Source organism: Caulobacter sp. LjRoot300 (assembly GCF_964253875.1).
GTDB lineage: Bacteria > Pseudomonadota > Alphaproteobacteria > Caulobacterales > Caulobacteraceae > Caulobacter.
Genome location: NZ_CAXUSA020000002.1, coordinates 415,914 through 442,734, shown reverse-complemented (window position 1 = coordinate 442,734; position 26,821 = coordinate 415,914). Strand labels below are relative to the sequence as shown.

The following is a 26,821-nucleotide window of genomic DNA, read 5'->3' as shown; positions in this document are numbered from 1 at the left end:
TCCTTCGACGAGCTCAGGATGAGGTTTCCTACTGAGCCGACGTTGAAATTAGCCCTCATCCTGAGCCTGTCGAAGGACGAGGGCGGGCCCACGGTCGTCTATCGTGGAGCCTCTACCGAGCCTAGGAGACCCAGATGAGCGTCAAGGATCGCGTCCGCGTCCACGAGACCCGGCTGCTGTCGGACAACTGGTACGTCCTGAAGACCGCCACCTTCGACTGGAAGCGCCGCGACGGGACCTGGCAGACGCAGCACCGCGAGGTCTACGACCGCGGCAACGGGGCGGTGCTGCTGCCCTACAACCTGGCCAACCGCACCGTGCTGCTGGTCAGGCAGTTCCGCTATCCGGCCTTCGTCAACGGCCATGACGACCTGCTGATCGAGGCCGCCGCCGGCCTGCTGGACAACGCCGAGCCGGAGGTCCGCATCCGCGCCGAGGTCGAGGAGGAGCTGGGCTATCGCCTGGGCGAGGTCCAGCCGGTGTTCCAGGCCTTCATGAGCCCGGGCTCGGTCACCGAGATCCTGCACTTCTTCGTCGCCGAGTACGACGCGGCCATGCGGATCGGCGACGGCGGCGGCCATCCGGACGAGGGCGAGGACATCGAGGTGCTGGAACTGGCCCTCGACGAGGCCCTGGCCATGGTCGCCGACGGCGCCATCCGCGACGCCAAGACCATCATGCTGCTGCAGCACGCGGCGCTGAACCTGTTTCGCTGAACCCGTCAGCCCTGCTCGCGGCGCCCGCCTGAGAACGTTTCTCAACAAGGGCGGCCGCGTTGACACCCCCAACGTCGCGCTTAAAAGCATCCCGCAACGCACAAAGCCAAAGGGTTGGACGCAACCATGACCGACACCCGCGGGGGCCTTCCCGACCGCCCCCTGTCGCCGCACCTGCAAGTCTGGCGCTGGCACATCACCATGGCCTGCTCGATCCTGCACCGGGCCACGGTCTTCGCCCTTTATGTCGGCGTGCTGTTGCTGGCCGGTTGGGCCGTGGCCCTGGCCTCGGGCCCCGAGGCCTATGCCTGCTACACCGGGGCTCTGGGTTCGCCGCTCGGCAAGCTGGTGCTGTTCGGCCTGACGGTCGCCGTGCTCTACAACATCGCCTACACCGTGCGTCAGACCTTCTGGGACGCCGGCAAGGGCTTCACGCCGAAGACCGCCGACATGACCGGGGCGGGCGCCATCGCCTTCGCGGTGGTCGGCGCGATCGTCGTCTGGGTCATCGCCGCCCAAACCGGAGCGCTCTGATCATGGCTGGCCCTTCCTCCTCCGCCCGCTACCGTACGCCGATGTCCCGGGCCCGCGGCCTGGGCGCCTCGCACCACGGCGTCGGCCACTTCATCACCGAGCGCGTGTCGGGCATCGCCCTGATCCCGCTGGCCCTGTGGGGTCTGTTCGCCGGCCTGCGCCTGGCCGCCCTGGACTTCGACGGCGCCGCCATCTGGGTGTCGATCCCGCACAACACCGTCCTGCTCAGCCTGCTGATCGTCGTCGCCCTGATCCACTTGAAGGGTCAGGTGCAGGTGGTGATCGAGGATTACGTCCCGGACTTCACGACCAAGACCGTGCTGGTCCTCGCCAATCTTTTCGTCTGCGTCCTCGGCGGCGCTCTTGGGGTCGTGGCGATCCTCAAGGTCGCCTTCACCGGAGCCCTCTGATGTCGGCCTACAAGTTCATCGACCACAAGTTCGACGTCGTCGTCGTCGGGGCCGGCGGCTCGGGCCTCCGCGCCGCGCTGGGCTGCGCCCAAGCCGGCCTGAAGACCGCCTGCGTGACCAAGGTGTTCCCGACCCGCAGCCACACGGTCGCCGCCCAGGGCGGGATCTCCGCCTCGCTGGGCAATATGGGCCAGGACGACTGGCGCTGGCACATGTTCGACACCGTAAAGGGCTCGGACTGGCTGGGCGACCAGGACGCCATCGAGTACCTGACCCGCAACGCCCCGGCCGCGGTCTATGAGCTGGAGCACTGGGGCGTGCCGTTCTCGCGCACCGCCGACGGCAAGATCTACCAGCGCGCCTTCGGCGGCATGACCAAGAACTTCGGCGAGGGCCCGATCCAGCGCACCTGCGCGGCGGCCGACCGCACCGGTCACGCCATGCTGCACACGATGTACGGCCAGTCCCTGGCCCACGACACCGAGTTCTTCATCGAGTACTTCGCCCTCGACCTGATCATGGAAGACGGCGTCTGCCGCGGCGTCACCGCCTGGAAGTTGGACGACGGCACGCTGCACCGCTTCCAGGCTCAGATGGTCATTCTGGCCACCGGCGGCTACGGTCGCGCCTACTTCTCGGCCACCTCGGCCCACACCTGCACCGGCGACGGCAACGCCATGGCCCTGCGGGCCGGCCTGCCGCTGCAGGACATGGAATTCGTCCAGTTCCACCCCACCGGCATCTACGGCGCCGGCTGCCTGATCACCGAGGGCGCGCGCGGCGAGGGCGGCTACCTGACCAATTCCGAGGGCGAGCGCTTCATGGAGCGCTACGCCCCGTCGGTGAAGGACCTGGCCCCGCGCGACATGGTCAGCCGGGCCATGACCATCGAGATCCGCGAAGGCCGCGGCGTGGGTCCCAACAAGGACCACATCTTCCTGCACCTGGACCATCTGGACCCGAAGATCCTGCACGAGCGCCTGCCCGGCATCTCCGAGACCGCCAAGGTGTTCGCCGGCGTCGACGTGACCAAGGCCCCGATCCCGGTGCTGCCGACCGTGCACTACAACATGGGCGGCATCCCGACCAACTATCACGGCGAGGTCGTCACGAAGTCGGGCGACAATCCCGACCAGGTGATCCCCGGCCTGATGGCCGTGGGCGAGGCGGCCTGCGTCTCGGTGCACGGCGCCAACCGCCTGGGCTCCAACAGCCTGATCGACCTGGTGGTGTTTGGCCGCGCCGCGGCCCTGCGCTGCGCCGAGATCCTCAAGCCGATGGCCACCCAGCCGGAGCTGAAGGCCAGCATGACCGACGGCCACGTGGCGCGCTTCGACCGCTTCCGCAACGCCAACGGCGGCCAGCCGACGGCGGCCCTGCGCCTGGAGATGCAAAAGGCCATGCAGGAGGACGCCGCGGTGTTCCGCACCGGCGAGAGCCTGGAAAGCGGCGTCAAGCGCCTGGGCGTGGTCTGGGACAAGGCCAAGGACATCAAGGTCAGCGACCGCGGGCTGGTGTGGAACACCGACCTGATGGAGACCCTGGAGTTCGACAACCTGATCGGCCAGGCCGTCGTCACCGTGGCCGGGGCGGTCAACCGCACCGAAAGCCGCGGCGCCCACGCCCGCGAGGACTTCTCCACGCGCGACGACGCCAACTGGATGAAGCACACCCTGGCCTGGCTCGACCAGGGCACCGGCCAGGTGAAGATCGATTTCCGGCCGGTGCACAGCTACACCATGTCGAAAGACATCGACTACATCCCGCCCAAGCAGCGCGTGTACTGAGGGTACGATCGATGGTTCAGCTCACCCTCCCCAAGAACTCCACCGTCCAGAACGGCAAGACCTGGCCCGCCCCTGCCGGCGCCAAGAACACGCGGTCGTTCAAGGTCTACCGCTACGATCCGGAAGACGGCCGCAACCCGCGCTGGGACACCTATGAGGTGGACGTCGACGCCTGCGGCCCGATGGTCCTGGACGCGCTGCTGTACATCAAGAACACCATCGACCCGACGCTGGCCTTCCGCCGCTCGTGTCGCGAGGGCGTCTGCGGTTCGTGCGCGATGAACATCGGCGGCCGCAACACCCTGGCCTGCACCCACGGCCACGCCGACACGCCCGGCAAGGCCGTGCAGATCAGCCCGCTGCCCAGCCAGCCGGTGGTCAAGGACCTGATCCCGGACCTGACGCTGTTCTACGCCCAGTACGCCTCGATCGAGCCCTGGCTGCACACCGTCACGCCCGAGCCGCAGACCGAGTGGAAGCAGTCGCCGGAAGACCGCTCCAAGCTGGACGGCCTCTACGAGTGCATCCTGTGCGCCTGCTGCTCGACCTCGTGCCCCAGCTACTGGTGGAACGGCGACAAGTACCTGGGCCCGGCCACCCTGCTGCACGCCTACCGCTGGCTGATCGACAGCCGCGACGAAGCCACGGGCGATCGCCTCGACGACCTCGAGGACCCGTTCAAGCTCTATCGCTGCCACACGATCATGAACTGCGCCCAGGTCTGCCCCAAGGGCCTGAACCCGGCCAAGGCGATCGCCGAGATCAAGAAGATGCTGGTGGAGCGCGTCGTCTAGGGCGACACGCTTTCCGCCTCGTCCTTCGACGGGCTCGGGACGAGGCTCATCCAATCGCCGTAGAAGGCCGGGTTCCTGTCGCATGGGGCCTGGCCTTCGAGCCCAAGGCCGATCGGCTTGCAAAAAGGTGACGCTGTCGTCATCTTTGCTCGAACGGGAGGACGTTGGCGTTGAGTGAACCAGGGACCGGCGATCTGAGCGCCCGCGTCGTCATCGTCGGGGCCGGCCACGCCGGCGGCTCGGCCGCGGCCTTTCTTCGCCAGTACGGCCACACCGGCCCGATCGTGCTGATCGGCGACGAGCCCCTGCTGCCCTACCAGCGCCCGCCGCTCAGCAAGGCCTGGCTGAAGGGCGAGGCCGACGCCGACAGCCTGCAGCTCAAGCCCAGCAGCTGGTACGAGGAGGCCGGCGTCTCCCTGCGCCTGGGCGGGACGGTGGTCTCGATCAACCGCGGGGCCAAGACCGTGACCCTGGCCTCGGGCGAGCACCTGCCCTACGACTACCTGATCCTGGCCACCGGCGCCCGGGCCCGCGCCCTGCCGCTTCCCGGGGCCGACCTCTCCGGCGTCCTGGCCCTGCGCACGGCGGCCGACGCCGAGGCCCTGAAGGGCGCGCTGGGTCCCGGCAAGCGGCTGGCGGTGGTGGGCGGCGGCTATGTGGGCCTGGAGGCGGCGGCCTCGGCCACGGCCCTGGGCGGCCACGCCACGATCATCGAGCGCGAGCCGCGGGTCCTGGCCCGGGTGGCCTGCGAGACCCTGTCGACCTTCTTCCAGGACTATCACGGGGCGCGCGGCGTGGCCTTCGTGCTCGACGCCAAGGTGGCGGGCTTTGACGGTCAGGACGGCCATGTCACCGGCGTGCGGCTGGCCGACGGCACGGTGATCGCCTGCGACGTCGCCCTGGTCGGGGTGGGGGCGATCCCCAACGAGGAGCTGGCCCGCGATGCAGGGCTGGACTGCACCAACGGCGTGGTGGTCGACCTGGAGGCGCGCACGGCCGACCCGTTCGTGTTCGCCATTGGCGACCTGACCCACCGGCCGCTGCCGACCTACGGGCGCCAATTCCGCCTGGAAAGCGTGCCCAACGCTCTGGAGCAGGCCAAGCAGGCCGCCGCCGCCATCGCCGGCCGGCCGATGCCGCCGCACGAGATCCCGTGGTTCTGGTCCGACCAGTACGACCTGAAACTGCAGATCGCCGGTTTGCCGTTCGACGCCGACCGCCAGGTGGTGCGCGGCGACGTGGCCGCCGCCCGGTTCGCCGTCTTCCACCTGAAGGGCGACCTGGTGCAGGCCGTCGAGGCGGTCAACGCGCCGCCCGAATTCATGGCCGGCAAGCAGCTGATCGCCCGACGCACGCCCGTCGATATCGCCCGGTTGATGGATCCGGCGATTTCCATGAAGGACGTAGCGGCGTAAAACGACCGTTCAAAACCAGTCCAGGGGACCCATGGCCAAGATCACCTATATCGAGCACGACGGCACGGACCACGTCATCGACGTCAAGCCGGGCCTGACGGTCATGGAAGGCGCGGTGAAGAACAACGTGCCGGGCATCGACGCCGACTGCGGCGGCGCCTGCGCCTGCGCCACCTGCCACGTCTATGTGGACGACGCCTGGCTGTCCAAGACCGGCGACAAGTCGGCCATGGAGGAGTCGATGCTGGACTTCGCCGAGAACGTCGAGCCGAACTCGCGCCTGTCGTGCCAGATCAAGGTGAGCGACGCGCTGGACGGGCTGGTGGTGCGTCTGCCCGAGAGCCAGCACTAAATTCCTCCCCCTGTGGGGGAGGCGATCGCGCAGCGATCGGTGGGGGGAGTTTTAGGATCGTTGATCCAGGTGCGGTCGCCTTCCGATCACTCCCCCCACCGTCGGCTTCGCCGACACCTCCCCCACAGGGGGAGGACTTTCTAAAACCCGAACTCCGGCTGCGCCGCCCCCGGCTGCTGGGTCTCGGGCAGGTGGCAGGTGAAGGTCGAGCCCGCGCCCGGTTCGCTTTCCAGCGCCACCCAGCCGCCGTGCAGCTCGACCAGCGCCTTGACCAGGGCCAGGCCCAGGCCCGGGCCGCCGCGATCCCGTCCCACGAAACGGTCGAAGATGTGGGCCTGGACGTGGAACGGCACGCCCCGGCCGGTGTCCGAGACGTCCAGCCGCACCTCGCCCAGGGCCCGGCGGGCCGACAGGGTGACCACCCCGTCCGGCGGCGTCTGGCGCAGGGCGTTCTCGATCAGGTGGTCCAGGATCTGCGACAGGCGCTTGTGGTCGCCGCGGATCAGGCCGACGTCCTTGTCGCATTCCACCGACAGCGTCACCCCGCCCAACTGGGCGACCTTCAGCGACCGTTCCTGGGCGTCGGTCAGCAGGCCGGCCACGCGGATGTCCTCGATCTCCAGCGCCATCTCGCCGGCGTCGATCTGGGCCATGTCCAGCACGTCGTCGATCGAGCGGGCCAGCTGGGTGGCGGCGGCGCGCACCGAGGCCACGTGCCCGCGGCTGCGCTCCGACAGGCCGTCGGCCCGCTCCAGCAGCTCCGAATAGCCGATGATCGTCGTCAGCGGGGTGCGCAGTTCGTAGGAGACGTTGCCGACGAAGTCGCGCTTGAGCCGCTCGGCCTCGGTCAGGGCCGCCGAGCGGTCGTCCAGGGCGTTCTGCAGGGCGCGGGTGTCGGTGACGTCGGCGAAGGCGATCAGGGTCGCGCCGTCCGGCAGTGGCCGGCTCTGGTAGACGACGATGCGGTTGTCGGAGGTGCGGGTCTCGCCCGAGGTCGGGGCGCGCATCTGCGGATCGGGATCGGCGACCCGGCCCTTCAGCTCGCGCCAGAAGCTGAGATCGTGCAGGCGCGGCACGCACAGCTCGACCACGCCCTCGAAGTCGACCGCCGCCTCCAGGGCCTGGGCCGAGACGTTCCAGAAGGTCTCGAAGGCCTCGTTGTGCAGCCGCAGGCGGCCGTCCGAGCCGAACACCGCCACCGCATCGTTCAGCTTGTCCAGCGTGGCCTGCTGCACCTGGATCAGGGCGTTGTACTGGGCTTTCAGCCGCAGCTCGCCGGTGATGTCGGAATAGAGCAGGAGCATTCCGCCCAGCGGGTGGGGCTGGCGCACGACGCGCAGGGTGCGGCCGTCGGGCAGGTCCCACATCTCGTCGGCCTGGGGGCCCAGGTCCTCGTAGCGCGCCAGCTCGGCGGCCTTCCATTTCGCATAGTCGACCGTCTCGGGCAGGCGGCGGCGCTGGCGCAGGCGGTCCAACACCTCGCCGTGGGTCGGGCGCTCGGCCAGCCAGGCCGGCTCCAGGCCCCACAGCTCGGCGAAGGCGGTGTTGTGGAAGGCCAGGCGCCGGCCGGCGCTGAAGATCGCCACCCCGTCGGCGATGTGGTTCAGGGTCTCGTCGTGGGCGGCCACGTGCTTCTTCAGCGCGTCGCGCATGTCCTCGACTTCGGTGACGTCGCTGCTGAACACCCCCACCCCGCCGCCGTCCAGCGGCTGAGCCGAGAAGCGCAGGGCGCGGCGGCGGCCGTCCAGCGGCACCCAGCGCACCAACTCGCGCAGTTCGCCGGCCTTGGCCGCCTCGATCGCCAGGGCGTCGGCGGCCCGGTCGAGCGACTTGTTGTCGCGCGCCGCGTCGGCGGCGGTCTCGACCCCGACCACGCGCAGATAGGCCGCGTTGCCCCAGACCGGCGCGCCGTCGGCGCCCGAGATCCAGGCCGGCTCGACCAGGCCGTCCATGAAGGCGGCGAAGCGTTGGGCGTCGGGCAGGCCGGTCTCGTCGGCGGCGGCCGCGGCCAGGCGCAGCCAGGCTCGGGTCCCGGCGGCCCGGCCCTCGACCAGCACGCCGCCGCGCGCGCCGCGCGTCTCGAAGGCGCAGGTCTCGCCCTGCTCGAACAGGGCCTTCAGCTTGTGGGCGTGGGACGGATCGGCCTCGGTCAGGGCCACGACCACGGCCTGGGCGTCGGCGAGGACGTCGAGGATCCCGGCGCAGACGGCCAGGGCGTCCTGGCCGGAGACCAGGTCGACGCCGTCGTCGTGGAGGACGACCACGGCGGTCTCGAAGGCCTCGGCCGCGCCCTGGCTGTCCATCAGCCGCGTCTCCAGCGTGGCGGCGCGGGCCTTCAGCCGGACGAGATGGTCCTCGAACCGCCGTCGCTGCGACATCGCCCACAAGGTGGCGCAGAGCGCGAGGCAGACCGCGCCGGCCGTCGCGGCCAGGATCAAGTCGGACGAAGTCATCAGGCTTGTCGTCGGCCCCCGGGCTGCGGACGTGGTTAGCGAATCAGATTCACAGATTAGGCCGCGCGTGGCCAGAGCGCGATGAGCTGCGCCGTCACGGCGCCTTTCCGGCGCGTCTCCTCCGGCCTATGTAGCGACCATGACCTGGATCGACCGACCCGCCTCGGCGCTGGCCCCGTCGCTGGACGACTTCGCCGCCCTGGCGCGCAAGGCCTTCGACGACCTGCCCGCCGACTTCCGCCGCCAGACCGGCGACGTGGTGTTCCGGATCGACGACTTCGCCGCCGACGAGGTGCTGGACGAGCTGGGCATCGAGGATCCGTTCGAGCTGACCGGCCTCTATCAGGGCGTGGACCTTGGCCGCCGCTCGATCCTGGACCCCTCGCCGCAGCCGTCGATGGTGTTCCTGTACCGCCGACCGATCCTGGACGAATGGTGCGAGCGCGGCGACGTCACCCTGGGCGAGCTGATCACCCACGTGCTGGTCCATGAGATCGGCCACCATTTCGGCCTGTCCGACGACGACATCCACCGCATCGAGGACGACGCATGAGCCACGCCGACCGCCTGTTCGACGCCGATGCCTGGCGCGGCCGCATGGACGAGCGCTGGTTCGAGAGCGGCGCGGCCATGGCCGAGGCCGGGGCCGTCGACCTAGTGGCGATCGAGGACGACGTCGTCACCGGCCACGTCACCGGCAGCGCCGGCGACCTCTATGTCGTCACCCTGCGCGCGCCGGCCGGCGAGGGCGTCTGCACCTGTCCCGGCTTCGACAAGTTCGGGGCCTGCAAGCACCAGGCGGCGGTGGTGGCGGCGGCCAACCTGCTGGACGCGACCGGCCGGGGTTATGTCCGCGACCGCCTGGCCCGCCTGCGCGACGGCCTGGCGCTGGAGAGCCGCGACGCCCTGATCGAGCGGATCGTCGAACTGGCCAAGAAGGACCCCAAGGTGCTGGCGGGGCTGGAAGGGTAGGGCGACGTCGGCCCTTCACTCGGGCTTGGGTTCCCAGAGCTCGATCTTGGTGCCGTCGGGATCGAGGATCCAGGCGAATTTTCCGGTGGGACCGGCGTCGTCGCGCTTGAGAATGGTCACACCCTTCTCCTTCAGCCGGGCGAGATAGCTATCCAGGTCATCGACGGCGAAGTTGATCATGAACTCGCGCGTCGAGGGGCCCATGTAGCCGGTGGTGCTCGGAAAGGCCTTCCAGGTCACGGCCGGCGGGTGTCCGGGCGCGTCGTAGCTGAGCGTCGCTCCGCCCCAGGGTTCGAGCGGAACGCCCAGCACGTCCCGATACCAGCCAGCCAGGGCCTTGGGGTCCTTGCTCTTCACGAAAATGCCCCCGACGCCAGTGATGCGCCCGCTCGGCTCGGCATGGACCGTCGTGGCGAGGCCAAGCCCCAGCGCCAGGGCCAGCCAGCCAAGGCTTCCGTGGTGAATCGCCATCCTTCGTCGCCTCCGGTGCAGGTCTGGGCTCAACCTATCGTTCGACGCGCGGCGCGTCCAACGTCGGCGATCGCGGGCGGGCGCAAGCGGTGGAGGGACGGCGGCTGACTCCCCTATCCGCCCAGCACTTCGTCCACCCAGGTCGGCACGATCTCCGTCGCCGGGCCGTAGCGGCGCTCGTCGAAGGCCCGCGCGTTGTCGGAGGGCTCCAGGTTCAACTCGCAGGTCCGGATCCCCAGGCGCTGGGCTCGGGCCACGAAGCCGGCGGCCGGATAGACCGCGCCAGACGTGCCGATCGCGACGAACAGGTCGCTGTCCTCCAGGGCGTCGTCGATCGCGTCCATGAACAGCGGGACTTCGCCGAACCAGACCACGTGCGGCCGCGCCGTTCCGGTTTCGCCGCAGCGGGCGCAGGCGGTTTCGCCGCTCAGCGGCGCGGCGTCCGGCCAAGTCGTCCCGCAGGCGTGGCAGCGGGTGACCCCCAGCTGGCCGTGCATGTGGACCACGTCGGCGCAGCCGCCCTGCTCGTGCAGGTCATCGACGTTCTGGGTGCATAGGAACAGGCGTCCGCTCCGCGCGGCCAGGCCCTTCTGGAGCCGGGCCAGGGCCAGGTGCGCGGCGTTGGGCGTCGCGTCCGCCAGGTTGGCCCGGCGCGCGTTATAGAAGGCCCGGACCTTGGCCGGGTCGCGGGCGAAACCCTCGGGCGTGGCGACTTCCGCCAGGTCGTACTGGGTCCAGATCCCGCTGGCGTCGCGGAACGTGCCCAGGCCGCTCTCGGCCGAGATCCCGGCGCCGGTCAGGATGAAGATGTTCAGGCCCACGGCGCGTTTCTCAGCATAATCCGGACGTTCTCCAAACCTGACGCAGTCGTCATTTTTAATTTGACCCCGCCTGCCCTTTGAGTTGACAGTGTTTAGATAGGCCAGAGACCCGCGTTAGACGGAGCCTGGCCAGCCCCTTCAGGCGAGGAGCCCCCCAGGATGACAAGCGTGACGGACAAGAACATCACCAAGGACGCCATGTATGACGCGGTGGCGCCGGACGACTTCGAGTCGATGCTCGAACTGGACCGCTACAACAACCGCTCCACGGCGTTCGACAAGATCATTTCGGCGACCCACGACCACTTCTGGGACCCGCTGGACAAGGCCTATATCGACTATGACGAGCCATTCGACATGGAGAATCAGGCGCTGGTTCCCGAGGACTTGGTGATCGCGCTGTCGACCGACTACGTCTCCAACCACCTCAGCGACCCCAAGCAGCGCATCCGCTTCATCAACCAGTCGGTGCTGCGCAGCTTCTCGTCGATCCTGCACGGCGAGCAGGGCGCGCTGAACCTGTCGGCCAGCCTGTGCCACGTGCTCAAGGACCAGGGCGCCCAGGAATACGCCGCCAACCAGACCCGCGAGGAAGCCCGCCACGTCACGGCCTTCGCCAAGTACATCAAGGCCCGCTGGGGCAAGCCGGTCGCCTGTGGCCCGGCCTTGCAGACCCTGCTGGTCGAGATCATCGGCGCGCCCGAGGTCTACAAGAAGATCATCGGCATGCAGATGCTGGTCGAGGGCCTGGCCATGGGCGCCTTCGCCACTTTCTACACCCAGATCAACGACCCGCTGGGCAAGAAGATGCTGCAGCTGGTGATGACCGACGAGGCCTTCCACCACAAGTTCGGGAAGATCTGGGCCGACCGCACGGTGCCCAAGCTGACCGCCGAGGAGCACGCGATCATCGAGGACTGGGCGGCCCACTGCTTCCAGACCCTGCTGTTCAACCTGGTCTCGCCGCACCAGCAGCTGGATCTCTACGCCGAGTTCGGCCTGGATCCCGACAAGGTGGTCGAGGAGTACGGGAAGATCATGACCGACGACCTGCGTCGGGAGAACATGAAGGAGCAGACCAACATCTTCCGGGTGCTGGTCAAGACGCTGCTCAACGCCGGCATCATCACCGAGCGCACCAAGGCCTTCTACGCCATGTACGTCGACCTGGACGAGCTGAAGGGCGAGGGCGAGCGGATGGTCGGCGACGACATCGCCGAGGAGGGCATCCGCCACCTGCAGGCCATCAACTTCAGGGATCGCGCCGCGCCCGCGACCATCGCCGCCGAATAGGCCGCCGCCGCACGAGCGCCAGCGCCTCGCCGGAACCTTGGCGGGGCGCTTTGCGTTTCTGGCGTCCTTTGGGGCAAGATGGGCGTCATGCGCAGACTTACGATCCTGATCGCCGCGACCCTGCTCGCGACCCAGCCCCCGGTCGCGGCCTGGGCGGCGGCTCAGCAGCCGTCCAAGCCGGTGGCCGCCAGCTTCTATACCGGCAAGTGGTACGAGATCGCCCGCACGCCCAATTCGGGCCAGCGCGACTGCCAGGCGCCGACCACCGAATTCACCGGCAAGGGCGCCAACGGCTTCTTCGTGCACCAGATCTGCCGCAAGGGTTCGGCCTCGGGCGCGGAAAAGGTGTTCGACACCACCGGCCAGATCGTTTCGGGAACCCAGAACGCCAAGTTCAAGATGAGCTTCCTGGGCGGCCTGAAGAAGCAGGAATACTGGGTGCTCGACCGGGCCGACGACCAGTCCTGGGCGATCATGGCCACGCCGGGCGGCAATTTCGTCTGGCTGCTGTCGCGCAAGCCGGTGATGGACCCGGCCGCCAAGGCCGCGGCCTTGGCGCGGGTCAAGGCCCTGGGCTACGCCAAGCTGGAACATCCGCAGCAGCCGCCGGCCTGACCGTATCCGTCGCTTGCCGGCCTGCCGCCGCCCTGGCCGTTCTGCACAACCAGGCCAGGGCTTGATGCATCGACGCCGCCGGTGACGAAGCAGGCGCCTTGATCTGTACAGAATATTGTACCACATTAGCGGCCTCGATCATGGAGGACCGCCGTGGACGTGATCAGCTATTCCGACACCCGGGCCAATCTCAAGGAAGTCATGGACCGGGTGGTCGAGGACCGCGCGCCGGTCGTGGTGACGCGCCAGAAGGCCGAGTCCGTCGTGATGGTCTCGCTGTCGGACTGGCATGCGATGGAGGAGACCCTGCACCTCCTGTCGTCGCCGGCCAACGCCGAGCGCCTGCGGCAGTCGATCGCGCAGCTGGACGCCGGGCAAGGCTCGGAGCGGACTCTGATCGAGCCGTGAAGCTGGTCTTCTCCGACCAGGCCTGGGAAGACTATCTGCACTGGCAGGCCACCGATCAGACGACGCTGGATCGGGTGAACGCCCTGATCAAGGAATGCCAGCGCACGCCGTTCAAGGGCACGGGCAAGCCGGAGCCCCTGAAGGGCGACCTGAAGGGCTGGTGGTCGCGACGCGTCACGCTGGAGGACCGACTGGTCTATCGCCTCGCCGGCTCGGGCGACGACCAGCGGCTGGAAGTGGCGCAATGCCGCTACCACTACTGACCCCTTGATCCCCGAACAAAGCTGGAACAAGGTTCCGGCATGGACGTCGTCGTCGATCTTCGGCCCTCGCGGCCCGAGACCACCGACCTGGTGACCCGCGGGGCCGGGCGGTTCCTGGTGTCGCTGGGCTACGCGCCCCTGGCCGAGGTCACCCTGCCCAACGGCCGCCGCGCCGACCTGATGGCCCTGGGGCCCAAGGGCGACGTGCTGATCGTCGAGGTCAAGTCGGGGCTGGAGGACTTCCGTGTCGACCGCAAGTGGCCCGAATACGCCCCCTATTGCGACGCCTTCTATTTCGCGGTGTCGCCGGATTTTCCCGAGGGGATCCTGCCCGAGGAGCCGGGCCTGATCGTCGCCGACGGCTTCGGCGGGGCGGTGGTGCGCGAGGCGCCGGTCGCGCCGCTGGCCCCGGCGCGGCGCAAGGCGCTGACCCTGGCCTTCGCCCGGATGGCCGCCCTGCGCGCCGCCGGCGTCACCGCCGAGCGGCTCTCGCTCTAATCGATCTAGCGGTCGAAGTTGCGGGCCAGCAGGAAGCCGAACACCAGGCCGGCCACGAAGGTCCCGACCGCCAGGGCGACGGGATGCTCCTCGGCCTGCTGGTGGGCGACCTGAGCCTTTTCGGCGGTCCAGGTCTTGCCGATGTCGGCCTTCTCGGCGGCGTAGGCGCGGGCGACCTCGGTCTTTTCGGCCACGGTCTCGACGGCCTTTTCGACGGCGACCTTGGCGCGCTTGACGCCGGCCTGGGCTTTCGTCTTGGCGGAGGCCTTGGGGGCCGGGGTCTTGATCGTGAAGTCGGTCATGCGAAATCCCGTGGAGTGAGGCGCCAACAGCCTAACACGTCGCGCGGCGAAACGTTTCCCTCGCCGGCGCCACTTAGTTGTCGCGCACCACCTTCAGCACCGCCTCGCCGTAGCGGTCAAGCTTGCCCTGGCCGACGCCGCCGGCCTTGGCCAGGGCGGCGGCCGTGGCCGGGCGGGCGGCGGCGATCTCGGCCAGGGTGGCGTCGTGGAAGATCACATAGGGCGGCACGTGCTGCAGGGCCGCCTCCTCGCGCCGCCAGCTTCGCAGGGCTTCGAACAGCGCCTGGTCCTCCAGCGGCACGGTCAGGGCCTGGCGCTTGCGGGCCGTCTTGCCGGCGCCTGATCGACCCGGACTGTCGGTGGTCGCCGCCTGCTGGCGCACCGAGACCAGCCGCTCGCCGCGATAGACCTGGCGCACGCCCTCGCCGTCGCCCAGGCCGATCAGCGGCCGGCCGTCGTTGGGGTCCTCGCGCAGCAGGCCCTCGAACACCAGGGTGTCGATCAGGTCGCGCCAGCCTTGCGGGCTGAACTCCTTGCCGATGCCGAAGGTCGACATGGTCGCCTCGGCCGGGGTGACGTCCTTGGTCTTGCCCAGCAGGTGGTCGACCAGGCGGCCGCGCCCGAACCGACCGCCCATCCGGTGGGCGGCCGACAGCGCCTTCTGGGCGGCTTGCGTGGCGTCGACGCCGGTCGGCGGCGAAAGGCAAATGTCGCAGACCCCGCAGCGCTCGACCCCCTCCTCGCCGAAATAGCGGCGGACGGCGGCGGCGCGGCAGGTGACGCCCTCCAGCATGGCGTAGAACTGGCGCAGCTTGCGCAGCTGCACCGCCTTGACCTCGTCGGGCGCGCTCTGGGCCTCGATCCGGCGCACGGCCCAGGCCAGGTCGGCCGAGCTGTAGAGGGTGATGCCCTCGGCCGGCTGGCGGTCGCGGCCCGCCCGGCCGATCTCCTGCCAGTAGGCCTCGATGGCCGCCGGCGGGTCGGCGTGGATCACGAAGCGGACGTCGGGCTTGTCGACCCCCATGCCGAAGGCGATGGTCGCCACCATCACCGCCTCGTCGGCCTCCAGGAACTCCTCCAGCCGCCGGGCGCGCACGGCCTTGTCGAGGCCGGCATGGTAGGCCAGGGCCGGAATGCCCTCGGCGATCAGCTTCTCGGCCAGCTTCTCGGTGGAGTCGCGGCTGCCGGCATAGACCACCCCGGCCCGGTTCGGCCGCTCGGTGACCAGTTCGATGACCCGGTCGTGGCCCTTGCCCTTCTTGCGCTCGGCGTTCAGGGCCAGTTCGTGGCGGGCGAAACTGTCGACGAACTCGGCCGCGCCCGAAAGGCGCAGTTCGGCGCGGATGTCGTCGCGGGTGCGGGCGTCGGCGGTGGCGGTGACCGCCAGGCGCGGGGCGTGGGGGAACACCTCGGCCAGCCGCCCCAGCATCCGGTATTCGGGCCGGAAGTCGTGGCCCCACTGGCTGACGCAGTGGGCCTCGTCGACCGCGACCAGCGACAGGGGCAGGCGCGACAGCCGCTCCAGCATCGACGGCTGCATCAGGCCTTCGGGCGACAGGTAGAGCAGGTCCAGCGCCCCGGCGTCGATCCGCCGCCAGATCTCGGCCCGCTCGCCCGGCAGGGTGTTGCTGTCCAGCCGCTCGGCCGCCACCCCCGCCTGCTGCAGGCCGGCCACCTGGTCGGCCATCAGGGCGATCAGCGGCGAGACCACCAGGCCCAGGCCCGGGCGGACCAGGGCGGGGATCTGGTAGCACAGGCTCTTGCCGCCGCCGGTGGGCAGCACGGCCAGGGCGCTGCGCCCGGCCAGCAGCTCGCCGATCACCCCGGCCTGCAGGCCCCGGAAGTCCGAATGGCCGAAGGTGCGGCGCAGCACCTCGCGCGCCGCGTCGAGCGAGGCGGGCGGCCCCAGGTCACGGGGCGCGTAGGCGGAATCAGGATGATCGTACACGGGCGTCTTTTGACAGCGCGCGGGGGCCAGGCCAAGCGCGGCGCCACGATCCGGCCCTCAAAATCGGTTTGAAAGCGGACATAGGTCCCATGGGGGGCCTTATCGGGGGCCTCATCGGGTCTGCAAGGCGGCTCATCAGCGTGTTCGCGGTGCGATCGGAAGTCGAAACGAACCATGAACACGCGCGAGGCGCAAGCGGCGGCGCGAGGCTGGGGCGAAGGGGGCGGCGGGCGGCGTTCATTCCTCGTCAATCTTGTCGCGCGTCTTGTGCGCTTCGGCTAAACGGATTGCGGCCCGGCCCCGGAAGGGTCGCGCCTTCGCGGGATTAAGGACGACATGGCCAACGGTACCTTCGGCGGGAACAAGCCGGCGAAGCCGCAACGCACGCCCCTGCAGGCGTTGCTCTACTGGACCGTCGTGCTCGGCGTCTGGGGCCTGATCTTCGTCGTCGCCTTCTTCGCGGTGTTCGCCAGCGACCTGCCCGACACCTCCAAGCTGTACGACGTCAAGCGCCAGCCCTCGATCAACTATCTGGACCGCTCGGGGGCCCTTCTGGCCGTGCGCGGCAGCCAGTACGCCCCGCCGGTCGACCTGGACGCCCTGCCCGAATATGTGCCGGCGGCCTTCGTGGCCATCGAGGACCGCCAGTTCTACCACCATATCGGCTTCAACCCCTGGGGCATCGCCCGCTCGCTGATCTGGAACCTGAGCCACGAGGGCGGTCCCCAGCGCGGGGGCTCGACCATCACCCAGCAGCTGGCCAAGAACCTGTTCCTCAGCCCGGCTCAGAACTACCGCCGCAAGGCCCAGGAGCTGATCCTGGCCGTCTGGCTGGAGCTGAAGTTCAGCAAGAAGCAGATTCTGGCCCTCTACATGAACCGGGTCTATTTCGGGGCCGGGGCCTATGGGATCGAGGCCGCCTCGCAGCGCTATTTCAACAAGCCCGCCTCGCAGCTGACGGTCGGCGAAGCGGCCCTGCTGGCCGGGCTGATGAAGGCCCCGGCTCGCTATTCGCCGGTCTCGGCCAGCGACCGCGCCGCCCGCCGCGCCACCGTCGTGCTCGACGAGATGGTGCGGATGAAGGCCATCACCGCCCAGCAGCGCGACGAGGCCTTCCAGGAGCCGGTGCGGGTCTCGGCCACCCTGGCCAACCAGCGCGCCCAGTACTTCACCGACTATGTCGACGCCCAGGTGCGCTCGCTGGTCGGCGAGCCCACCGAGGACCTGGTGGTCGAGACCACCCTGGACCTGCCGATCCAGGTGGCCGCCGAGCGCTCGGTGCAGACCGGCGTCGAGGGCCACAAGGGCCAGGGCGTGCAGCAGGCGGCCCTGGTGGCCATCGACGGCGAGGGCCGCATCCGCGCCTATGTCGGCGGCGCCGACTACAGCGAAAGCCAGTTCGACCGCGCCACCAGCGCCCGCCGCCAGGCCGGCTCGGCCTTCAAGCCGTTCGTCTACCTGACCGCCATGGACCAGGGCCGCAATCCCAGCGTCATGGTGGTCGACGAGCCGGTGAAGATCGGCAACTGGGAGCCGAAGAACTACACCAACAAGTACCTGGGCCCCATGACCCTGCAGACGGCTCTCGCCCAGTCGATCAACACGGTCGCCGCTCGCCTGGCCAGCGAGGTCGGCACCAGCAACGTCGCCGCCACCGCCCGCCGCCTGGGCATCACCAGCAAGATCCAGCTGGACCCGTCGATGGCCCTGGGCGCGGTCGAGGTCTCGCCGATGGAGATGGCCCAGGCCTACGCCCCATTCTCGAACGGCGGCTTCCTGGCCAAGGGCTACGGCGTCGAGCGCATCCGCACCACCAGCGGCAAGGTCCTGTACGACCACAGCGTCGACAAGCCGCCGCGCCCGGCGGTGATCGCTTCGCCGTCGCTGCAGTACATGAACCAGATGATGCGCCAGGTCGTGGCCGGCGGCACCGGGACCCGGGCCAAGGTCGAGGGCTACGACATCGCCGGCAAGACCGGCACCACCAGCGACTACCGTGACGCCTGGTTCGTCGGCTACACCGGCGGCTTCGTCACCGCGGTGTGGACCGGCAAGGACGACAACACCTCGATGAAACGGGTCACCGGCGGCGGCGCCCCGGCCGAGATCTGGCACAACTTCATGGCCGCGACCCTGCCGCGCCTGAAGGCCACCCCGATCCCCGGCGGCGTGATCGAGCCTCCGCCCCCGGTCACGGCCGACCCGATCGGCGACATCCTGGTGGATCCGAGCGGCGCGCAGGGGCCCGCCGCCGAGACCCCCGCGCCGGGCACGCCGGCGCCGGAGCAGCTGCCCTACTGACATCGATCCTCCTGACCGCGCCCCTCCCCCTGTGGGGGAGGCGATCGCGCAGCGATCGGTGGGGGGAGTTTTGGGGTCGAAGATCCGGGTTGTTGTCATCGGCCGATCACTCCCCCCTCCGTCGCCCCTTGGGCGACACCTCCCCCACAGGGGGAGGATCTTGGATGCACGATCTCTCGTCCTCACGCGGATCACCGCTGAGCTGATGGAAAGGGACGCGGAGCGCCGGACGACGTCCGGAGTGTTTGAGTAGTAACCGTTTCGACGAAGCCCGATCGCTCCGCGCGGTCGTTATCCGGAAGCCCGCGGCGCTGAGCCCTGTTAGGACCTCGCCGCCTTGAAGCCTCCGACGGGCGGGCTAGAGCGTGTTGAGATTAGGCGGCATAGCCTGAGTTTCTGAGATAGTTGGCGCATTCTTCTGGAGGGAAGGCGTTGAGGAGCATGCCGGTGGCCTTGAGCAGGCCATTGTGTGAGCGGGCCTGAGCCTTTCGCAGGAGGTGCTTGAGCTTGGAGAAGACCTGCTCGATGGGGTTCAGGTCGGGGGAGTATTTGGGCAGGAAGAGGAGCCTGGCCCCGGCTTGGCGGATGGCCTGGCGGACCATCTTGCCGCGATGGCTGCCCAGATTGTCCATAACCACGACGTCGCCGGCTTGAAGGGTGGGGACCAGGAAGGTCCGCACCCAGGCCAGGAAGATCTGGCCGTTGATCGGGCCATCGAGCAGGCAGGGCGCATCGATCCGGTCGCGCCTGAGGGCGGCGATGAAGGTCAGGGTCTTCCATCGGCCGAACGGGGCCTTGGCCTTGAGTCGGGCGCCACGAGGGCTCCAACCGCGCAGGGGCGCCATGTTGGTCTTGGCCCAGGTCTCGTCGATAAACACCAGGCGATCAGCGTCGATGCGCCCCTGATACTTGCGCCATTGCTCACGTCGGCGAGCCACGTCAGGCCGATCCTGCTCCTTGGCCAACAGGCTTTTTTTTGAAGCTGAGGCCTTGGGCGTGCAGGAACTCCCAGACCGAACGCCGGTCCACCTTCAGGCCCCGCACCCGCTGCAGCTCCTCCACCAACTGGCTGATGGTGAAGTCCTTCTCCCGGCAGCGGGCGACCAGCCAGTCGGCATGCTCGCCACGCAGCGTCCTTGGCTTGTAGCCGCCCATCTTGGCCGGCGCGACGCTCCCGGTCGCCCGGAACCGCGCCACCCACTTGATCGCCGAACTGGGCGCCACGCCAAACCGCGCCGCGGCCTGTTGGCGCGACAGGCCGCCGCTCTCAACCGCCGCCACCACGCGCTCACGAAGATCCAACGAACAGGGCTTGCCCATCCATGCTGGCCTCCTTCCCAGCCAGCATCTTGAATCAGACCCTAGCTGATTTGGGAATCCCGCGATTCAGCTAAACCTCAACCCGCTCTAGGTCAACGAACCCCGGTCCCGGACCGCGAGCGCGTCACCGCCCGCCTGTTGCTCCGCCAGCCCTCGCGCCACGCCGTTTTAGTGTTCCATGCCCGGCCGGCCCTGGAGACGCGAGGTTTGGTCCCAAAGGACCGCCGACGGAGCTTCCCGCTCGATCGCCCCCCGCCGCCGCATCGGTCGCTGGCCATGCGCCCTTTCCATGCGACGAGGTGAGGACAGGATAAGGGCGGTCTGGGAGGGTGGGGATCAACTTGGGTCGAGAAAGTTCAGGGCATTGGAATCCCGGGAGTTTATTAGCTGAACGCCGAGCGCAAGCCGGGGACGTGCTCTCACGGCAAGGCCTCGCGGATCGATTCACGGCCTCTGGGTGAGTGCATGTCCCCAACGCCATCCACGGCGTCACGAGACTTCAGCGCCGGACTCAGCGGCTCCGTTGGGGACACGCACGCACAGTCAGCGCCCTGCGCGCCGGCCGACGCCTTGCCGTGCGTGCGCGTCCCCGGTCCTCTACGCCGAGATCGCGTGCAGCTCCGCCGCATGCGCCCGCAGCCAGCGGCGGTGGGGCGCGGGATCGCCCGACAGCTGTTCGCACAGCGCCCAGAAGCGTGGGCCGTGGTTGGCCTCGACCAGGTGGGCGCACTCGTGGGCGACGACATAGTCGGCCACCTCGAACGGGGCCAGCACCAGCCGCCAGCTGTAGCGGATCGCCGCCGGGTGGCCGGGCCGGGCCGGGCGGCACGAGCCCCAGCGGGCCTTGGGGTCGGCGATGGCCACCGAGGGCAGGGGGCGGCCCAGGGCGGCGGCATGATGGGCGGTGCGCTCGGTCAGCCGGACCAGGGCCTCGCGCTTGGCCAGGCGCAGGATACGCAGCGACCAGGTGCTGTCGTCGGGGGCGACCAGCGCCTCGTCCGTCATCTTGGGCCGGCCCGGGCCGACCTCCAGCCGATAGGGCTTGCCCAGCAGCCGCAGGATCCCGCCGGGGGCGATGACCTGGCGGTTGGGCAGGGCGGCCAGCTGGCCGGCGATCCAGTCGGCCTTCTCGTGGGCGAAGGCCACGGCCTCGGACAGCCGGCGTGGGGTGGGGGCCAGGGCCACCACCTCGGACTTGGCCCGGTCGACCCGCAGCGAGATCCGCCGCGCCCGGCCGTCGACCTTCAGCCGCACCGCGCAGCCGCGCACGTCCAGCCGGTCGCCGTCGGCGTAGCGCTGCGGGCGGAAGAGATTCATGGTCCCTAGATCGCTCCTCGTGCTGCGTCGCGCAAGGCTGTGCAAGTCCCTCCCCCGTGGGGGAGGCGGCCGAAGGCCGGTGGGGGTGTTTGCGGCCACACGTGCGGTTGTCATCCCGGAAAGCGCGCAGCGCTTGTCCGGGACCCAGGACGGCCGCACCGCATCGGCCCAGTCCCCTGGGTCCCGGACAGCCTCTGCGAGGCTTCCGGGATGACAACGGAAGGGAGAGGCTCGACCTCGCTAGCCGAAGTTCGGGTCGCTCTTGAGGATGAAGTCGCGGACCCGCGGGTAGATCTCCTCGCGGAACCGGCGGCCGTTGAACACCCCGTAGTGGCCGACGTCCGGCTGGACGTAGTCCTTCTTCAGGGCGTCGGGCAGGGACGAGCACAGGCCGTGGGCCGCCTGGGTCTGGCCGACGCCCGAAATGTCGTCGTTCTCGCCCTCGACCGTCATCAGGCCGATGTCGGTGATCGCCTCGGGCCGCACCAGCCGGCCGCGATGGCTCAGCTCGCCCTTCGGCAGCAAGTGCTGCTGGAAGACGATGTCGATGGTCTGGAGGTAGAACTCCTCGGTCAGGTCCAGCACCGACAGGTATTCGTCGTAGAACTCCAGGTGCTTGTCGGCGCTGTCGCCGTCACCCTTGACCAGGTCGTTGAAGTAGCGGCGATGGGCTTCCTGGTGCTTCTCGGCGTTCATGCTCATGAAGCTGGCCAGCTGGACGAAGCCCGGATAGACGCGCCGGCCCATGCCCGGATAGGGCGGGGGCACGGTGTAGATCATGTTCGACTGGAACCAGGTGAACGGCTTTTCCTCGGCCAGCTGGTTGGTCACGGTCGGCGACAGGCGCGCGTCGATCGGCGAGCCCATGAAGGTCATGCTGGCGGGGCGCGAGGGATCGCCGTCCTCGGCCATCAGGGCCGCGGCGGCCAGGACCGGCGGGCCGGGCTGGCAGACGGCCACCACGTTGGGGCGCGGCCCCAGGGCGGTCAGCATCTGGCGGATGTGGTCGATATAGTCGTGGAAGTCGAAGCGGCCCTCCAGGACCGAGACCTCGCGGGCGTTGACCCAGTCGACGATGAACACCGCGTGGTCGGGCAGGAAGGCCTCGACCGTACCGCGCAACAGCGTCGCGTAGTGACCCGACAGCGGCGCGACGATCAGCACGGCAGGGTCCAGCGAGAACTTGCCGGCCCGACGCATGTCGGACATGTCGCGGTCGAACTGGATCAGCCGCGCCCAGGGGCTTTCCCAGACCACGGTCGGCCGCACCCGCACGTCGACCTGGCCGACCTTGACGGTGTCGATGCGCCAGTCGGGCTTGCCGTAGCGGCGGGTGACGTTGGAGACCAGGTCCGCGCCGGCGTGGATGCGGCGGCCAAGATCGCTCTCGGCCGCCGGGTTCAGGGGCGAGCCCCAGAAGTCACGGGCCGCGCGGGCGGCGAGGCGCAGGGGCGTTGAGGCGTAGAAACCGGCCTCGTGCAGGGCGTACAGCATGGCGCATCCGATATGTTGCGATGCAGCATAACACGCCGAAGCCTAAGAAAGTACAGCCTTCCGGTAGCGGTGCAGCGTCGCGCGAACGCAACGCGCTAGATTTTTGTTTCGCATCGCTTTGCGGAAAACCGGCATCCACTTTTCCGCGCGATGCTCTAGCCGCGCCCCGCCATGGCGTCGCGGATCTGCCGGGCGATCTCGTCGGGCGGCAGGTTGTAGGGGATGACTTTGACGAACCGGCCCTTGGGATCCATCAGATAGACCGCCGTGGAGTGGTCGACGCTGTAGTCTGGCCCATCGCCGACGGCCTTGTAGTAGACGCGGTAGGCCTTGGCGGCGGCGGCCGTCTGCTCGGGCGTGCCGGTCAGGCCCAGGATGTTGCCGGGCAGGGTGGGGCCCGACAGGAAGGCCTTCAACTGCTCGGGCTTGTCGCGGCCGGGGTCGACCGAGATGAAGACGATCTTCAGGTCCTTGGCCTTGGGGCCCAGCTGGTCGCTGGCCGCGGCCAGGGCCTGCAGGGTGCCGGGGCAGACGTCCGGGCAGTAGGTGAAGCCGAAGAACACCGCGTTCCACTGGCCCTTCAGCGCCGCCTCGGTGGTCGGCCTGCCGTTCTGGTCGACCAGCTGGAACGGTCCGCCCACCAGGGACGGGGGCGGGGCCTTGTCCAGCACCCCGGTCCTGAGGATCAGCCCGCCGGCCAGCAGGACGGCCAGCAGACCCGCCAGAATCGCAAGCAACCGATGGCGTGGCATGGGCTTTGAACCTTTCGCTCTCGCCAGACGAGAATTTCTGGCCTTATGGTGCGACATGGCAGACGCGTCTCTCAGGAATGCGCCGCACAGTTCGCCTCGGACCGGGCTCGATAGGCCCGACGTCGAGGCGGCGCAAGACGAGGACTGGTCCTGGGCGGGGCCAGGGCTGCGTCGTGGACGCCTGAGGGTCCGCACCCTGATCGCCCAGCGCTGGCTGATGGTGGTGGGCCAGGCGATCGCGGTGCTGGTCGCCGGCCTGGTCCTGGACCTCAAGGTTCCCTACGCCCTGTGCTTTTCCCTGATCGCCCTGTCGGCCTGGCTGAACGTGCTGATCGGCCTGGCGTTCGGCGGCCAGCGGATGGCCCGCGAGGGCGAAGCCACGGCCCAGATCGCCTTCGACACCCTGCAGCTGGCGGGGATGCTTTACCTGACCGGCGGGATCGTCAATCCGTTCTCCCTGCTGCTGATCGCCCCCGTCACCCTGGCCGCGGCCACCCTGCCGGCCCGGTACTCCGTGGCGATCGGGGCCCTGGCGGTGGCGGCCTGCCTGGTCCTGACCTTCTTCTTCATGCCGATACCCTACCCGCCGTCGGCCGGCCCGGGACCCACGCCCGGCGGCCTGACCCTGATGACCATCGTGCTGGCGCGGGTCCTGGGGATCGCCCTGACCGGGGCCTATGCCTGGCAGGCGGCGACGGAGTCGGCGCGGATGGAGTTGGCGCTGAACGTCACCGAGACGGTGCTGGCCCGCGAGCAGCGGCTCTCGGCCCTGGGCGCCCTGGCCGCCGCCGCCGCCCACGAGCTGGGCACGCCGCTGGCCACCATCTCGGTCGTGGCCCGCGAGATGGTCCGCAACGCCCCGGACGAGCAGACCCGCGAGGACGCCGAGCTGATGATCGGCCAGGCCGCGCGCTGTCGCGAGATCCTGGCCCGGCTGACCGAGATGCCCGAGGCCAAGGACGCCGTGCACGAGCGCATCAGCCTCACCCAGCTGGTGCACGAGGTGATCGAGCCGCACATGATCCACGGCATCCGGGTCGAGGCGGTGGTCAACGGCCCGCCGGGCGATTCGGCGCCCGACATCTGGCGCCGGGCCGAGATCCTCCACGCCCTGACGACGATCGTCGAGAACGCCGTCGATTTCGCCCGGGCCGAGGTCATCGTGGTGGCCCGCTTCGACGCCCGGGCGGTGGTGATCGAGGTGCGCGACGACGGGCCGGGCTTCTCGCCCGAGATCCTGGCCAAGCTGGGCGAGCCCTATGTCACCTCTCGCCCCGGGGCGGAGGGGTCCAGGACCGGCCACATCGGCATGGGCCTGGGCTTCTTCATCGCCAAGACGCTGCTGGAACGAACCGGGGCGAGCGTGGATTTCAAGAACGGTCGGCGCGGCGGCGCGGTGGTCGCCGCGCGCTGGCCAAGGTCGGCGCTGGAGGCGCCGGCCATCATTGGAGCGAGCGAGCTTTAATGAAACACTTGCGACACTCGCCAATTGGGCAACAAGATGGCTCGCTCGTGGCGTGGTTGAGTGTCGGCGTTGGGAGGCGCTGAAGTTCATGGCGGATATTGCTGAGATGGTCGCGGCCCTGCCCGACAAGTCCCTGCTGCTTCTCGACGACGACGCGCCCTTGCGGACGCGGCTGGGTCGAGCCCTGGAGCAGCGCGGATTCGCGGTCACGCTCTGCGCTTCGGTGGCCGAGGCGATGAGCGCCCTGCGAAGTCAGGCGCCGGCCCACGCCGTGCTCGACATGCGGCTGGAGGACGGCACGGGGCTGAAGGTGGTCGAGGCCGTGCGCGACGTGCGTCCGGACGCCAAGGTCATCATGCTGACCGGCTACGGCAACATCGCCACCGCCGTCGCGGCCGTGAAGGCCGGGGTGATCGACTACCTGTCCAAGCCGGCCGACGCCGACGACGTGGCCCGCGCCCTGCTGGCCGCCAAGGACGCCGCCCCGGTTCCGCCGGAGAACCCGATGAGCGCCGACCGCGTCCGCTGGGAGCACATCCAGCGGGTCTACGAGATGTGCGGCCACAACGTGTCGGAAACCGCGCGGCGGCTGAACATGCACCGGCGGACCCTGCAGCGGATCCTGGCCAAGCGGGCGCCGCGGTAGACAGGTCCAAGGGCCTCCCCCTGTGGGGGAGGCGATCGCGCAGCGATCGGTGGGGGGAGTTTTCGGATGGTTGATCCGGGCTGCGACCGCCGCCGATTCACGTCCCCCTCCGTCGGCCTGCGGCCGCCACCTCCCCCACAGGGGGAGGTCGGCTCGTTTCACATCGCCGAGATGCCGCCGTCCAGCTTCAGCTCGGCGCCGGTCATGAACTTGCTCTCGTCGCTGGCCAGGTAGAGCACGGCGTTGGCGATGTCGTTCGGCTCGCCGATATGGCCCAGCGGGATCTGCCGGCCCAGCTTGGCGTGGGCCTCTTCCTTGCCCAGGCGCTGGCTCAGCGGGTCGAGAATCGGGGTGTCGATGAAGGTCGGGTGGATCGAGTTGGAGCGGATATTCAGCCCCATCTTGGCGCAGTAGAGGGCGATGTTCTTGCTCAGCATCCAGACCCCGGCCTTGGAGGCGTTATAGGCCGGGGAGTTGTGGTTGGCGATCAGGCCGGCGATCGAGCTGATGTTGATGATCGAGCCCGGCTGATGGGCGCGCATGTATTTCAGGGCGTGCTTGGCCCCCAGGAAAACGCTGTCGACATTGATCGACATGATCTTCTTCCAGAGGTCGAACTCCATCTGCTCCAGCGGCTTGTCGCCGGCCACCCCGGCGTTGTTGAGCAGCACCGAGATCCCGCCCATGGCGGCGTCGGCCTTTTCCAGGGCCTCGATCCACTGGTCTTCCTGGGTGACGTCGAGCGCGAGGGCGAAGGCCGTGCCCGCCCCGTGGGCGGCGTTGATCTCGTCGGCCACGGCCTGGGCCCCGGCGAAGTTGATGTCGGCCAGGCTGACCTGGGCGCCTTCCTTGGCCAGCAGCCGCGCGGCGGCCGCGCCCAGCCCCTGGGCCCCGCCGGTGATGAAGGCCTTCTTGCCGGCGACCCGGCCCGTGCTCTGCGCCATTGGCGGCGTCCTCCCGATTATAATTCAAACATTAGTTTGAACTGGAAGCGCGGCGGGCGGAAGGGGGAAACGGAGAGGTGGGCGCCCAGATCCTCCCCCCGTGGGGGAGGTGATCGCGCAGCGATCGGTGGGGGGAGTTTTAGGATCGAAGATCCGGGCCGCGGCCGCCGGCCGATCACTCCCCCCTCCGTCGGTTTCGCCGACACCTCCCCCACAGGGGGAGGATCTTCAGCGTCAGCCCGCGATCGAATCCATGAACCGCGCCATCGTCACGTCCAGCGCGCTGACCCCGTCGGCGTCGTGGGTGGTCAGCACCACCTCGACGCGGTTGTAGACGTTGAACCATTCGGGATGGTGGTCCAGCTTGTCGGCCATCAGGGCCACCCGGGTCATGAAGCCGAAGGCGGCGTTGAAATCGGCGAACCGGAAGGTCTTGGCGATGGCGTCCTTCTCGGACACGGCGGTCCAGCCTTCCAGCTGGGAAAGGGCGGCGGCGGCGCCGATCTTGGCGGGACGGGACATGGCGGCTC

The 26,821-nt window shown here is 69.2% G+C and carries 28 protein-coding genes; 17 read left to right on the top strand and 11 right to left on the bottom strand.

Translation table 11 applies throughout. The features are described 5' to 3' along the window. Positions 1-134 precede the first annotated feature (134 nt). From ACSQ2G_RS07440 to ACSQ2G_RS07410, 7 genes are all read left to right on the top strand, one after another. The gene (locus ACSQ2G_RS07440; protein ID WP_436029598.1) at positions 135-716 is read left to right on the top strand and encodes an NUDIX domain-containing protein; all 582 of its coding nucleotides are present in this window, start codon (positions 135-137) and stop codon (positions 714-716) included. Between the two features lie 126 nt (positions 717-842). After that, positions 843-1,250 (top strand): succinate dehydrogenase, cytochrome b556 subunit, encoded by a 408-nt coding sequence (sdhC, locus tag ACSQ2G_RS07435; protein WP_436029596.1) that lies wholly within the window; start codon positions 843-845, stop codon positions 1,248-1,250. 2 nt (positions 1,251-1,252) lie between these two features. Further along, positions 1,253-1,660, top strand: coding sequence for a succinate dehydrogenase, hydrophobic membrane anchor protein (gene sdhD, locus ACSQ2G_RS07430; RefSeq protein ID WP_436029595.1), 408 nt, complete (start codon positions 1,253-1,255; stop codon positions 1,658-1,660). After that, positions 1,660-3,447: a succinate dehydrogenase flavoprotein subunit gene (gene sdhA, locus ACSQ2G_RS07425; protein ID WP_436029593.1), complete on the top strand. Its 1,788-nt coding sequence runs from the start codon at positions 1,660-1,662 to the stop codon at positions 3,445-3,447. The genes sdhD and sdhA overlap by 1 nt, the downstream gene beginning before the upstream one ends. An 11-nt stretch (positions 3,448-3,458) precedes the next feature. Beyond that, positions 3,459-4,241: a succinate dehydrogenase iron-sulfur subunit gene (locus ACSQ2G_RS07420; protein ID WP_310080265.1), complete on the top strand. Its 783-nt coding sequence runs from the start codon at positions 3,459-3,461 to the stop codon at positions 4,239-4,241. Positions 4,242-4,435: 194 nt separating this feature from the next. After that, a complete protein-coding gene (locus ACSQ2G_RS07415) occupies positions 4,436-5,656 on the top strand; it encodes an NAD(P)/FAD-dependent oxidoreductase (protein WP_436030541.1) in 1,221 nt (406 codons plus the stop codon). A gap of 31 nt (positions 5,657-5,687) precedes the next feature. Then, positions 5,688-6,008 carry a 2Fe-2S iron-sulfur cluster-binding protein gene (locus ACSQ2G_RS07410; protein WP_028039434.1) on the top strand — a complete coding sequence of 107 codons (321 nt, stop codon included), beginning with the start codon at positions 5,688-5,690 and terminating at the stop codon, positions 6,006-6,008. A gap of 140 nt (positions 6,009-6,148) precedes the next feature. Here ACSQ2G_RS07410 and divL read toward each other — a convergent pair whose 3' ends face one another. After that, positions 6,149-8,461 carry a cell cycle protein kinase DivL gene (divL, locus tag ACSQ2G_RS07405; RefSeq protein ID WP_436029590.1) on the bottom strand — a complete coding sequence of 771 codons (2,313 nt, stop codon included), beginning with the start codon at positions 8,459-8,461 and terminating at the stop codon, positions 6,149-6,151. 139 nt (positions 8,462-8,600) lie between these two features. Between divL and ACSQ2G_RS07400 the strand changes: the two genes are divergently transcribed. Both ACSQ2G_RS07400 and ACSQ2G_RS07395 read left to right on the top strand, forming a co-directional pair. Then, complete coding sequence (locus ACSQ2G_RS07400) at positions 8,601-9,014, top strand: metallopeptidase family protein (RefSeq protein ID WP_436029589.1); 414 nt, start codon at positions 8,601-8,603, stop codon at positions 9,012-9,014. Then, complete coding sequence (locus tag ACSQ2G_RS07395) at positions 9,011-9,433, top strand: SWIM zinc finger family protein (protein WP_436029587.1); 423 nt, start codon at positions 9,011-9,013, stop codon at positions 9,431-9,433. Before ACSQ2G_RS07400 ends, ACSQ2G_RS07395 begins: the two co-directional genes overlap by 4 nt. 15 nt (positions 9,434-9,448) lie before the next feature. Here the strand turns inward: ACSQ2G_RS07395 and ACSQ2G_RS07390 are convergent, their stop codons facing one another. Both ACSQ2G_RS07390 and ACSQ2G_RS07385 read right to left on the bottom strand, forming a co-directional pair. After that, positions 9,449-9,904, bottom strand: a complete 456-nt coding sequence (locus tag ACSQ2G_RS07390; RefSeq protein ID WP_436029585.1) for a VOC family protein — start codon at positions 9,902-9,904, stop codon at positions 9,449-9,451. A 113-nt stretch (positions 9,905-10,017) separates the two neighbouring features. After that, the gene (locus ACSQ2G_RS07385) at positions 10,018-10,725 is read right to left on the bottom strand and encodes an NAD-dependent deacylase (protein ID WP_436029584.1); all 708 of its coding nucleotides are present in this window, start codon (positions 10,723-10,725) and stop codon (positions 10,018-10,020) included. A 168-nt stretch (positions 10,726-10,893) separates the two neighbouring features. Here ACSQ2G_RS07385 and ACSQ2G_RS07380 point away from each other — a divergent pair, with 168 nt between their 5' ends. The 5 genes from ACSQ2G_RS07380 (at position 10,894) to mmcB (ending at position 13,802) form a co-directional block, all read left to right on the top strand. Further along, a complete protein-coding gene (locus ACSQ2G_RS07380) occupies positions 10,894-12,018 on the top strand; it encodes a ferritin-like domain-containing protein (protein ID WP_436030540.1) in 1,125 nt (374 codons plus the stop codon). A gap of 87 nt (positions 12,019-12,105) precedes the next feature. Next, complete coding sequence (locus ACSQ2G_RS07375) at positions 12,106-12,633, top strand: lipocalin family protein (RefSeq protein ID WP_436029582.1); 528 nt, start codon at positions 12,106-12,108, stop codon at positions 12,631-12,633. Positions 12,634-12,786: 153 nt separating this feature from the next. Continuing rightward, the gene (locus ACSQ2G_RS07370) at positions 12,787-13,041 is read left to right on the top strand and encodes a type II toxin-antitoxin system Phd/YefM family antitoxin (protein ID WP_436029580.1); all 255 of its coding nucleotides are present in this window, start codon (positions 12,787-12,789) and stop codon (positions 13,039-13,041) included. Continuing rightward, the gene (locus tag ACSQ2G_RS07365; RefSeq protein ID WP_436029578.1) at positions 13,038-13,304 is read left to right on the top strand and encodes a Txe/YoeB family addiction module toxin; all 267 of its coding nucleotides are present in this window, start codon (positions 13,038-13,040) and stop codon (positions 13,302-13,304) included. The genes ACSQ2G_RS07370 and ACSQ2G_RS07365 overlap by 4 nt, the downstream gene beginning before the upstream one ends. A 39-nt stretch (positions 13,305-13,343) precedes the next feature. Continuing rightward, entirely contained in the window at positions 13,344-13,802 is a 459-nt protein-coding gene (gene mmcB, locus ACSQ2G_RS07360) for a DNA repair putative endonuclease MmcB (protein ID WP_436029576.1), read from the top strand. Positions 13,803-13,807: 5 nt separating this feature from the next. Here mmcB and ACSQ2G_RS07355 read toward each other — a convergent pair whose 3' ends face one another. Beyond that, a complete protein-coding gene (locus ACSQ2G_RS07355) occupies positions 13,808-14,104 on the bottom strand; it encodes a hypothetical protein (protein WP_436029574.1) in 297 nt (98 codons plus the stop codon). Positions 14,105-14,177: 73 nt separating this feature from the next. Continuing rightward, positions 14,178-16,013, bottom strand: coding sequence for a DNA helicase RecQ (recQ, locus tag ACSQ2G_RS07350; protein WP_436030538.1), 1,836 nt, complete (start codon positions 16,011-16,013; stop codon positions 14,178-14,180). Positions 16,014-16,388: 375 nt separating this feature from the next. Between recQ and ACSQ2G_RS07345 the strand changes: the two genes are divergently transcribed. Further along, on the top strand, positions 16,389-18,353 hold the full coding sequence (locus ACSQ2G_RS07345) for a transglycosylase domain-containing protein (RefSeq protein WP_436029572.1): 1,965 nt from the start codon (positions 16,389-16,391) through the stop codon (positions 18,351-18,353). Between the two features lie 374 nt (positions 18,354-18,727). Here the strand turns inward: ACSQ2G_RS07345 and ACSQ2G_RS07340 are convergent. From ACSQ2G_RS07340 to ACSQ2G_RS07325, 4 genes are all read right to left on the bottom strand, one after another. Then, a protein-coding gene (locus ACSQ2G_RS07340; RefSeq protein ID WP_436027530.1) for an IS630 family transposase occupies positions 18,728-19,673 on the bottom strand; the annotation gives its coding sequence in 2 pieces (ribosomal slippage) (positions 18,728-19,330 and positions 19,332-19,673; 945 coding nt in all). Positions 19,674-20,270: 597 nt separating this feature from the next. Next, complete coding sequence (locus ACSQ2G_RS07335; protein ID WP_436029570.1) at positions 20,271-20,990, bottom strand: M48 family metallopeptidase; 720 nt, start codon at positions 20,988-20,990, stop codon at positions 20,271-20,273. 240 nt (positions 20,991-21,230) lie between these two features. Further along, on the bottom strand, positions 21,231-22,484 hold the full coding sequence (locus ACSQ2G_RS07330) for a polyhydroxyalkanoate depolymerase (protein WP_436029569.1): 1,254 nt from the start codon (positions 22,482-22,484) through the stop codon (positions 21,231-21,233). A gap of 155 nt (positions 22,485-22,639) precedes the next feature. Next, positions 22,640-23,236, bottom strand: coding sequence for an SCO family protein (locus tag ACSQ2G_RS07325; protein WP_436029567.1), 597 nt, complete (start codon positions 23,234-23,236; stop codon positions 22,640-22,642). A gap of 55 nt (positions 23,237-23,291) precedes the next feature. On the opposite strand from ACSQ2G_RS07325, the gene ACSQ2G_RS07320 reads away from it, so the two are divergent. Continuing rightward, positions 23,292-24,701 carry an ActS/PrrB/RegB family redox-sensitive histidine kinase gene (locus tag ACSQ2G_RS07320; RefSeq protein ID WP_436029565.1) on the top strand — a complete coding sequence of 470 codons (1,410 nt, stop codon included), beginning with the start codon at positions 23,292-23,294 and terminating at the stop codon, positions 24,699-24,701. 88 nt (positions 24,702-24,789) lie between these two features. Continuing rightward, positions 24,790-25,347 carry an ActR/PrrA/RegA family redox response regulator transcription factor gene (locus tag ACSQ2G_RS07315; protein WP_310080238.1) on the top strand — a complete coding sequence of 186 codons (558 nt, stop codon included), beginning with the start codon at positions 24,790-24,792 and terminating at the stop codon, positions 25,345-25,347. Positions 25,348-25,505: 158 nt separating this feature from the next. On the opposite strand, the gene ACSQ2G_RS07310 is transcribed toward ACSQ2G_RS07315, so the two are convergent. Next, positions 25,506-26,291, bottom strand: coding sequence for an SDR family oxidoreductase (locus ACSQ2G_RS07310; protein WP_436029562.1), 786 nt, complete (start codon positions 26,289-26,291; stop codon positions 25,506-25,508). A gap of 234 nt (positions 26,292-26,525) precedes the next feature. Further along, entirely contained in the window at positions 26,526-26,813 is a 288-nt protein-coding gene (locus tag ACSQ2G_RS07305) for a 4a-hydroxytetrahydrobiopterin dehydratase (RefSeq protein ID WP_436029560.1), read from the bottom strand. Positions 26,814-26,821 lie beyond the last annotated feature (8 nt).

What these genes read in the sequence shown, in the direction of transcription:
- ACSQ2G_RS07440 (WP_436029598.1), top strand. Translation starts at nt 135, where the DNA reads ATGAGCGTCAAGGATCGCGTCCGCGTCCACGAGACCCGGCTGCTGTCG.
- sdhC (WP_436029596.1), top strand. Translation starts at nt 843, where the DNA reads ATGACCGACACCCGCGGGGGCCTTCCCGACCGCCCCCTGTCGCCGCAC.
- sdhD (WP_436029595.1), top strand. Translation starts at nt 1,253, where the DNA reads ATGGCTGGCCCTTCCTCCTCCGCCCGCTACCGTACGCCGATGTCCCGG.
- sdhA (WP_436029593.1), top strand. Translation starts at nt 1,660, where the DNA reads ATGTCGGCCTACAAGTTCATCGACCACAAGTTCGACGTCGTCGTCGTC.
- ACSQ2G_RS07420 (WP_310080265.1), top strand. Translation starts at nt 3,459, where the DNA reads ATGGTTCAGCTCACCCTCCCCAAGAACTCCACCGTCCAGAACGGCAAG.
- ACSQ2G_RS07410 (WP_028039434.1), top strand. Translation starts at nt 5,688, where the DNA reads ATGGCCAAGATCACCTATATCGAGCACGACGGCACGGACCACGTCATC.
- divL (WP_436029590.1), bottom strand. Translation starts at nt 8,461, where the DNA reads ATGACTTCGTCCGACTTGATCCTGGCCGCGACGGCCGGCGCGGTCTGC.
- ACSQ2G_RS07400 (WP_436029589.1), top strand. Translation starts at nt 8,601, where the DNA reads ATGACCTGGATCGACCGACCCGCCTCGGCGCTGGCCCCGTCGCTGGAC.
- ACSQ2G_RS07395 (WP_436029587.1), top strand. Translation starts at nt 9,011, where the DNA reads ATGAGCCACGCCGACCGCCTGTTCGACGCCGATGCCTGGCGCGGCCGC.
- ACSQ2G_RS07390 (WP_436029585.1), bottom strand. Translation starts at nt 9,904, where the DNA reads ATGGCGATTCACCACGGAAGCCTTGGCTGGCTGGCCCTGGCGCTGGGG.
- ACSQ2G_RS07375 (WP_436029582.1), top strand. Translation starts at nt 12,106, where the DNA reads ATGCGCAGACTTACGATCCTGATCGCCGCGACCCTGCTCGCGACCCAG.
- mmcB (WP_436029576.1), top strand. Translation starts at nt 13,344, where the DNA reads ATGGACGTCGTCGTCGATCTTCGGCCCTCGCGGCCCGAGACCACCGAC.
- ACSQ2G_RS07355 (WP_436029574.1), bottom strand. Translation starts at nt 14,104, where the DNA reads ATGACCGACTTCACGATCAAGACCCCGGCCCCCAAGGCCTCCGCCAAG.
- ACSQ2G_RS07345 (WP_436029572.1), top strand. Translation starts at nt 16,389, where the DNA reads ATGGCCAACGGTACCTTCGGCGGGAACAAGCCGGCGAAGCCGCAACGC.
- ACSQ2G_RS07335 (WP_436029570.1), bottom strand. Translation starts at nt 20,990, where the DNA reads ATGAATCTCTTCCGCCCGCAGCGCTACGCCGACGGCGACCGGCTGGAC.
- ACSQ2G_RS07330 (WP_436029569.1), bottom strand. Translation starts at nt 22,484, where the DNA reads ATGCTGTACGCCCTGCACGAGGCCGGTTTCTACGCCTCAACGCCCCTG.
- ACSQ2G_RS07325 (WP_436029567.1), bottom strand. Translation starts at nt 23,236, where the DNA reads ATGCCACGCCATCGGTTGCTTGCGATTCTGGCGGGTCTGCTGGCCGTC.
- ACSQ2G_RS07320 (WP_436029565.1), top strand. Translation starts at nt 23,292, where the DNA reads ATGGCAGACGCGTCTCTCAGGAATGCGCCGCACAGTTCGCCTCGGACC.
- ACSQ2G_RS07315 (WP_310080238.1), top strand. Translation starts at nt 24,790, where the DNA reads ATGGCGGATATTGCTGAGATGGTCGCGGCCCTGCCCGACAAGTCCCTG.
- ACSQ2G_RS07310 (WP_436029562.1), bottom strand. Translation starts at nt 26,291, where the DNA reads ATGGCGCAGAGCACGGGCCGGGTCGCCGGCAAGAAGGCCTTCATCACC.
- ACSQ2G_RS07305 (WP_436029560.1), bottom strand. Translation starts at nt 26,813, where the DNA reads ATGTCCCGTCCCGCCAAGATCGGCGCCGCCGCCGCCCTTTCCCAGCTG.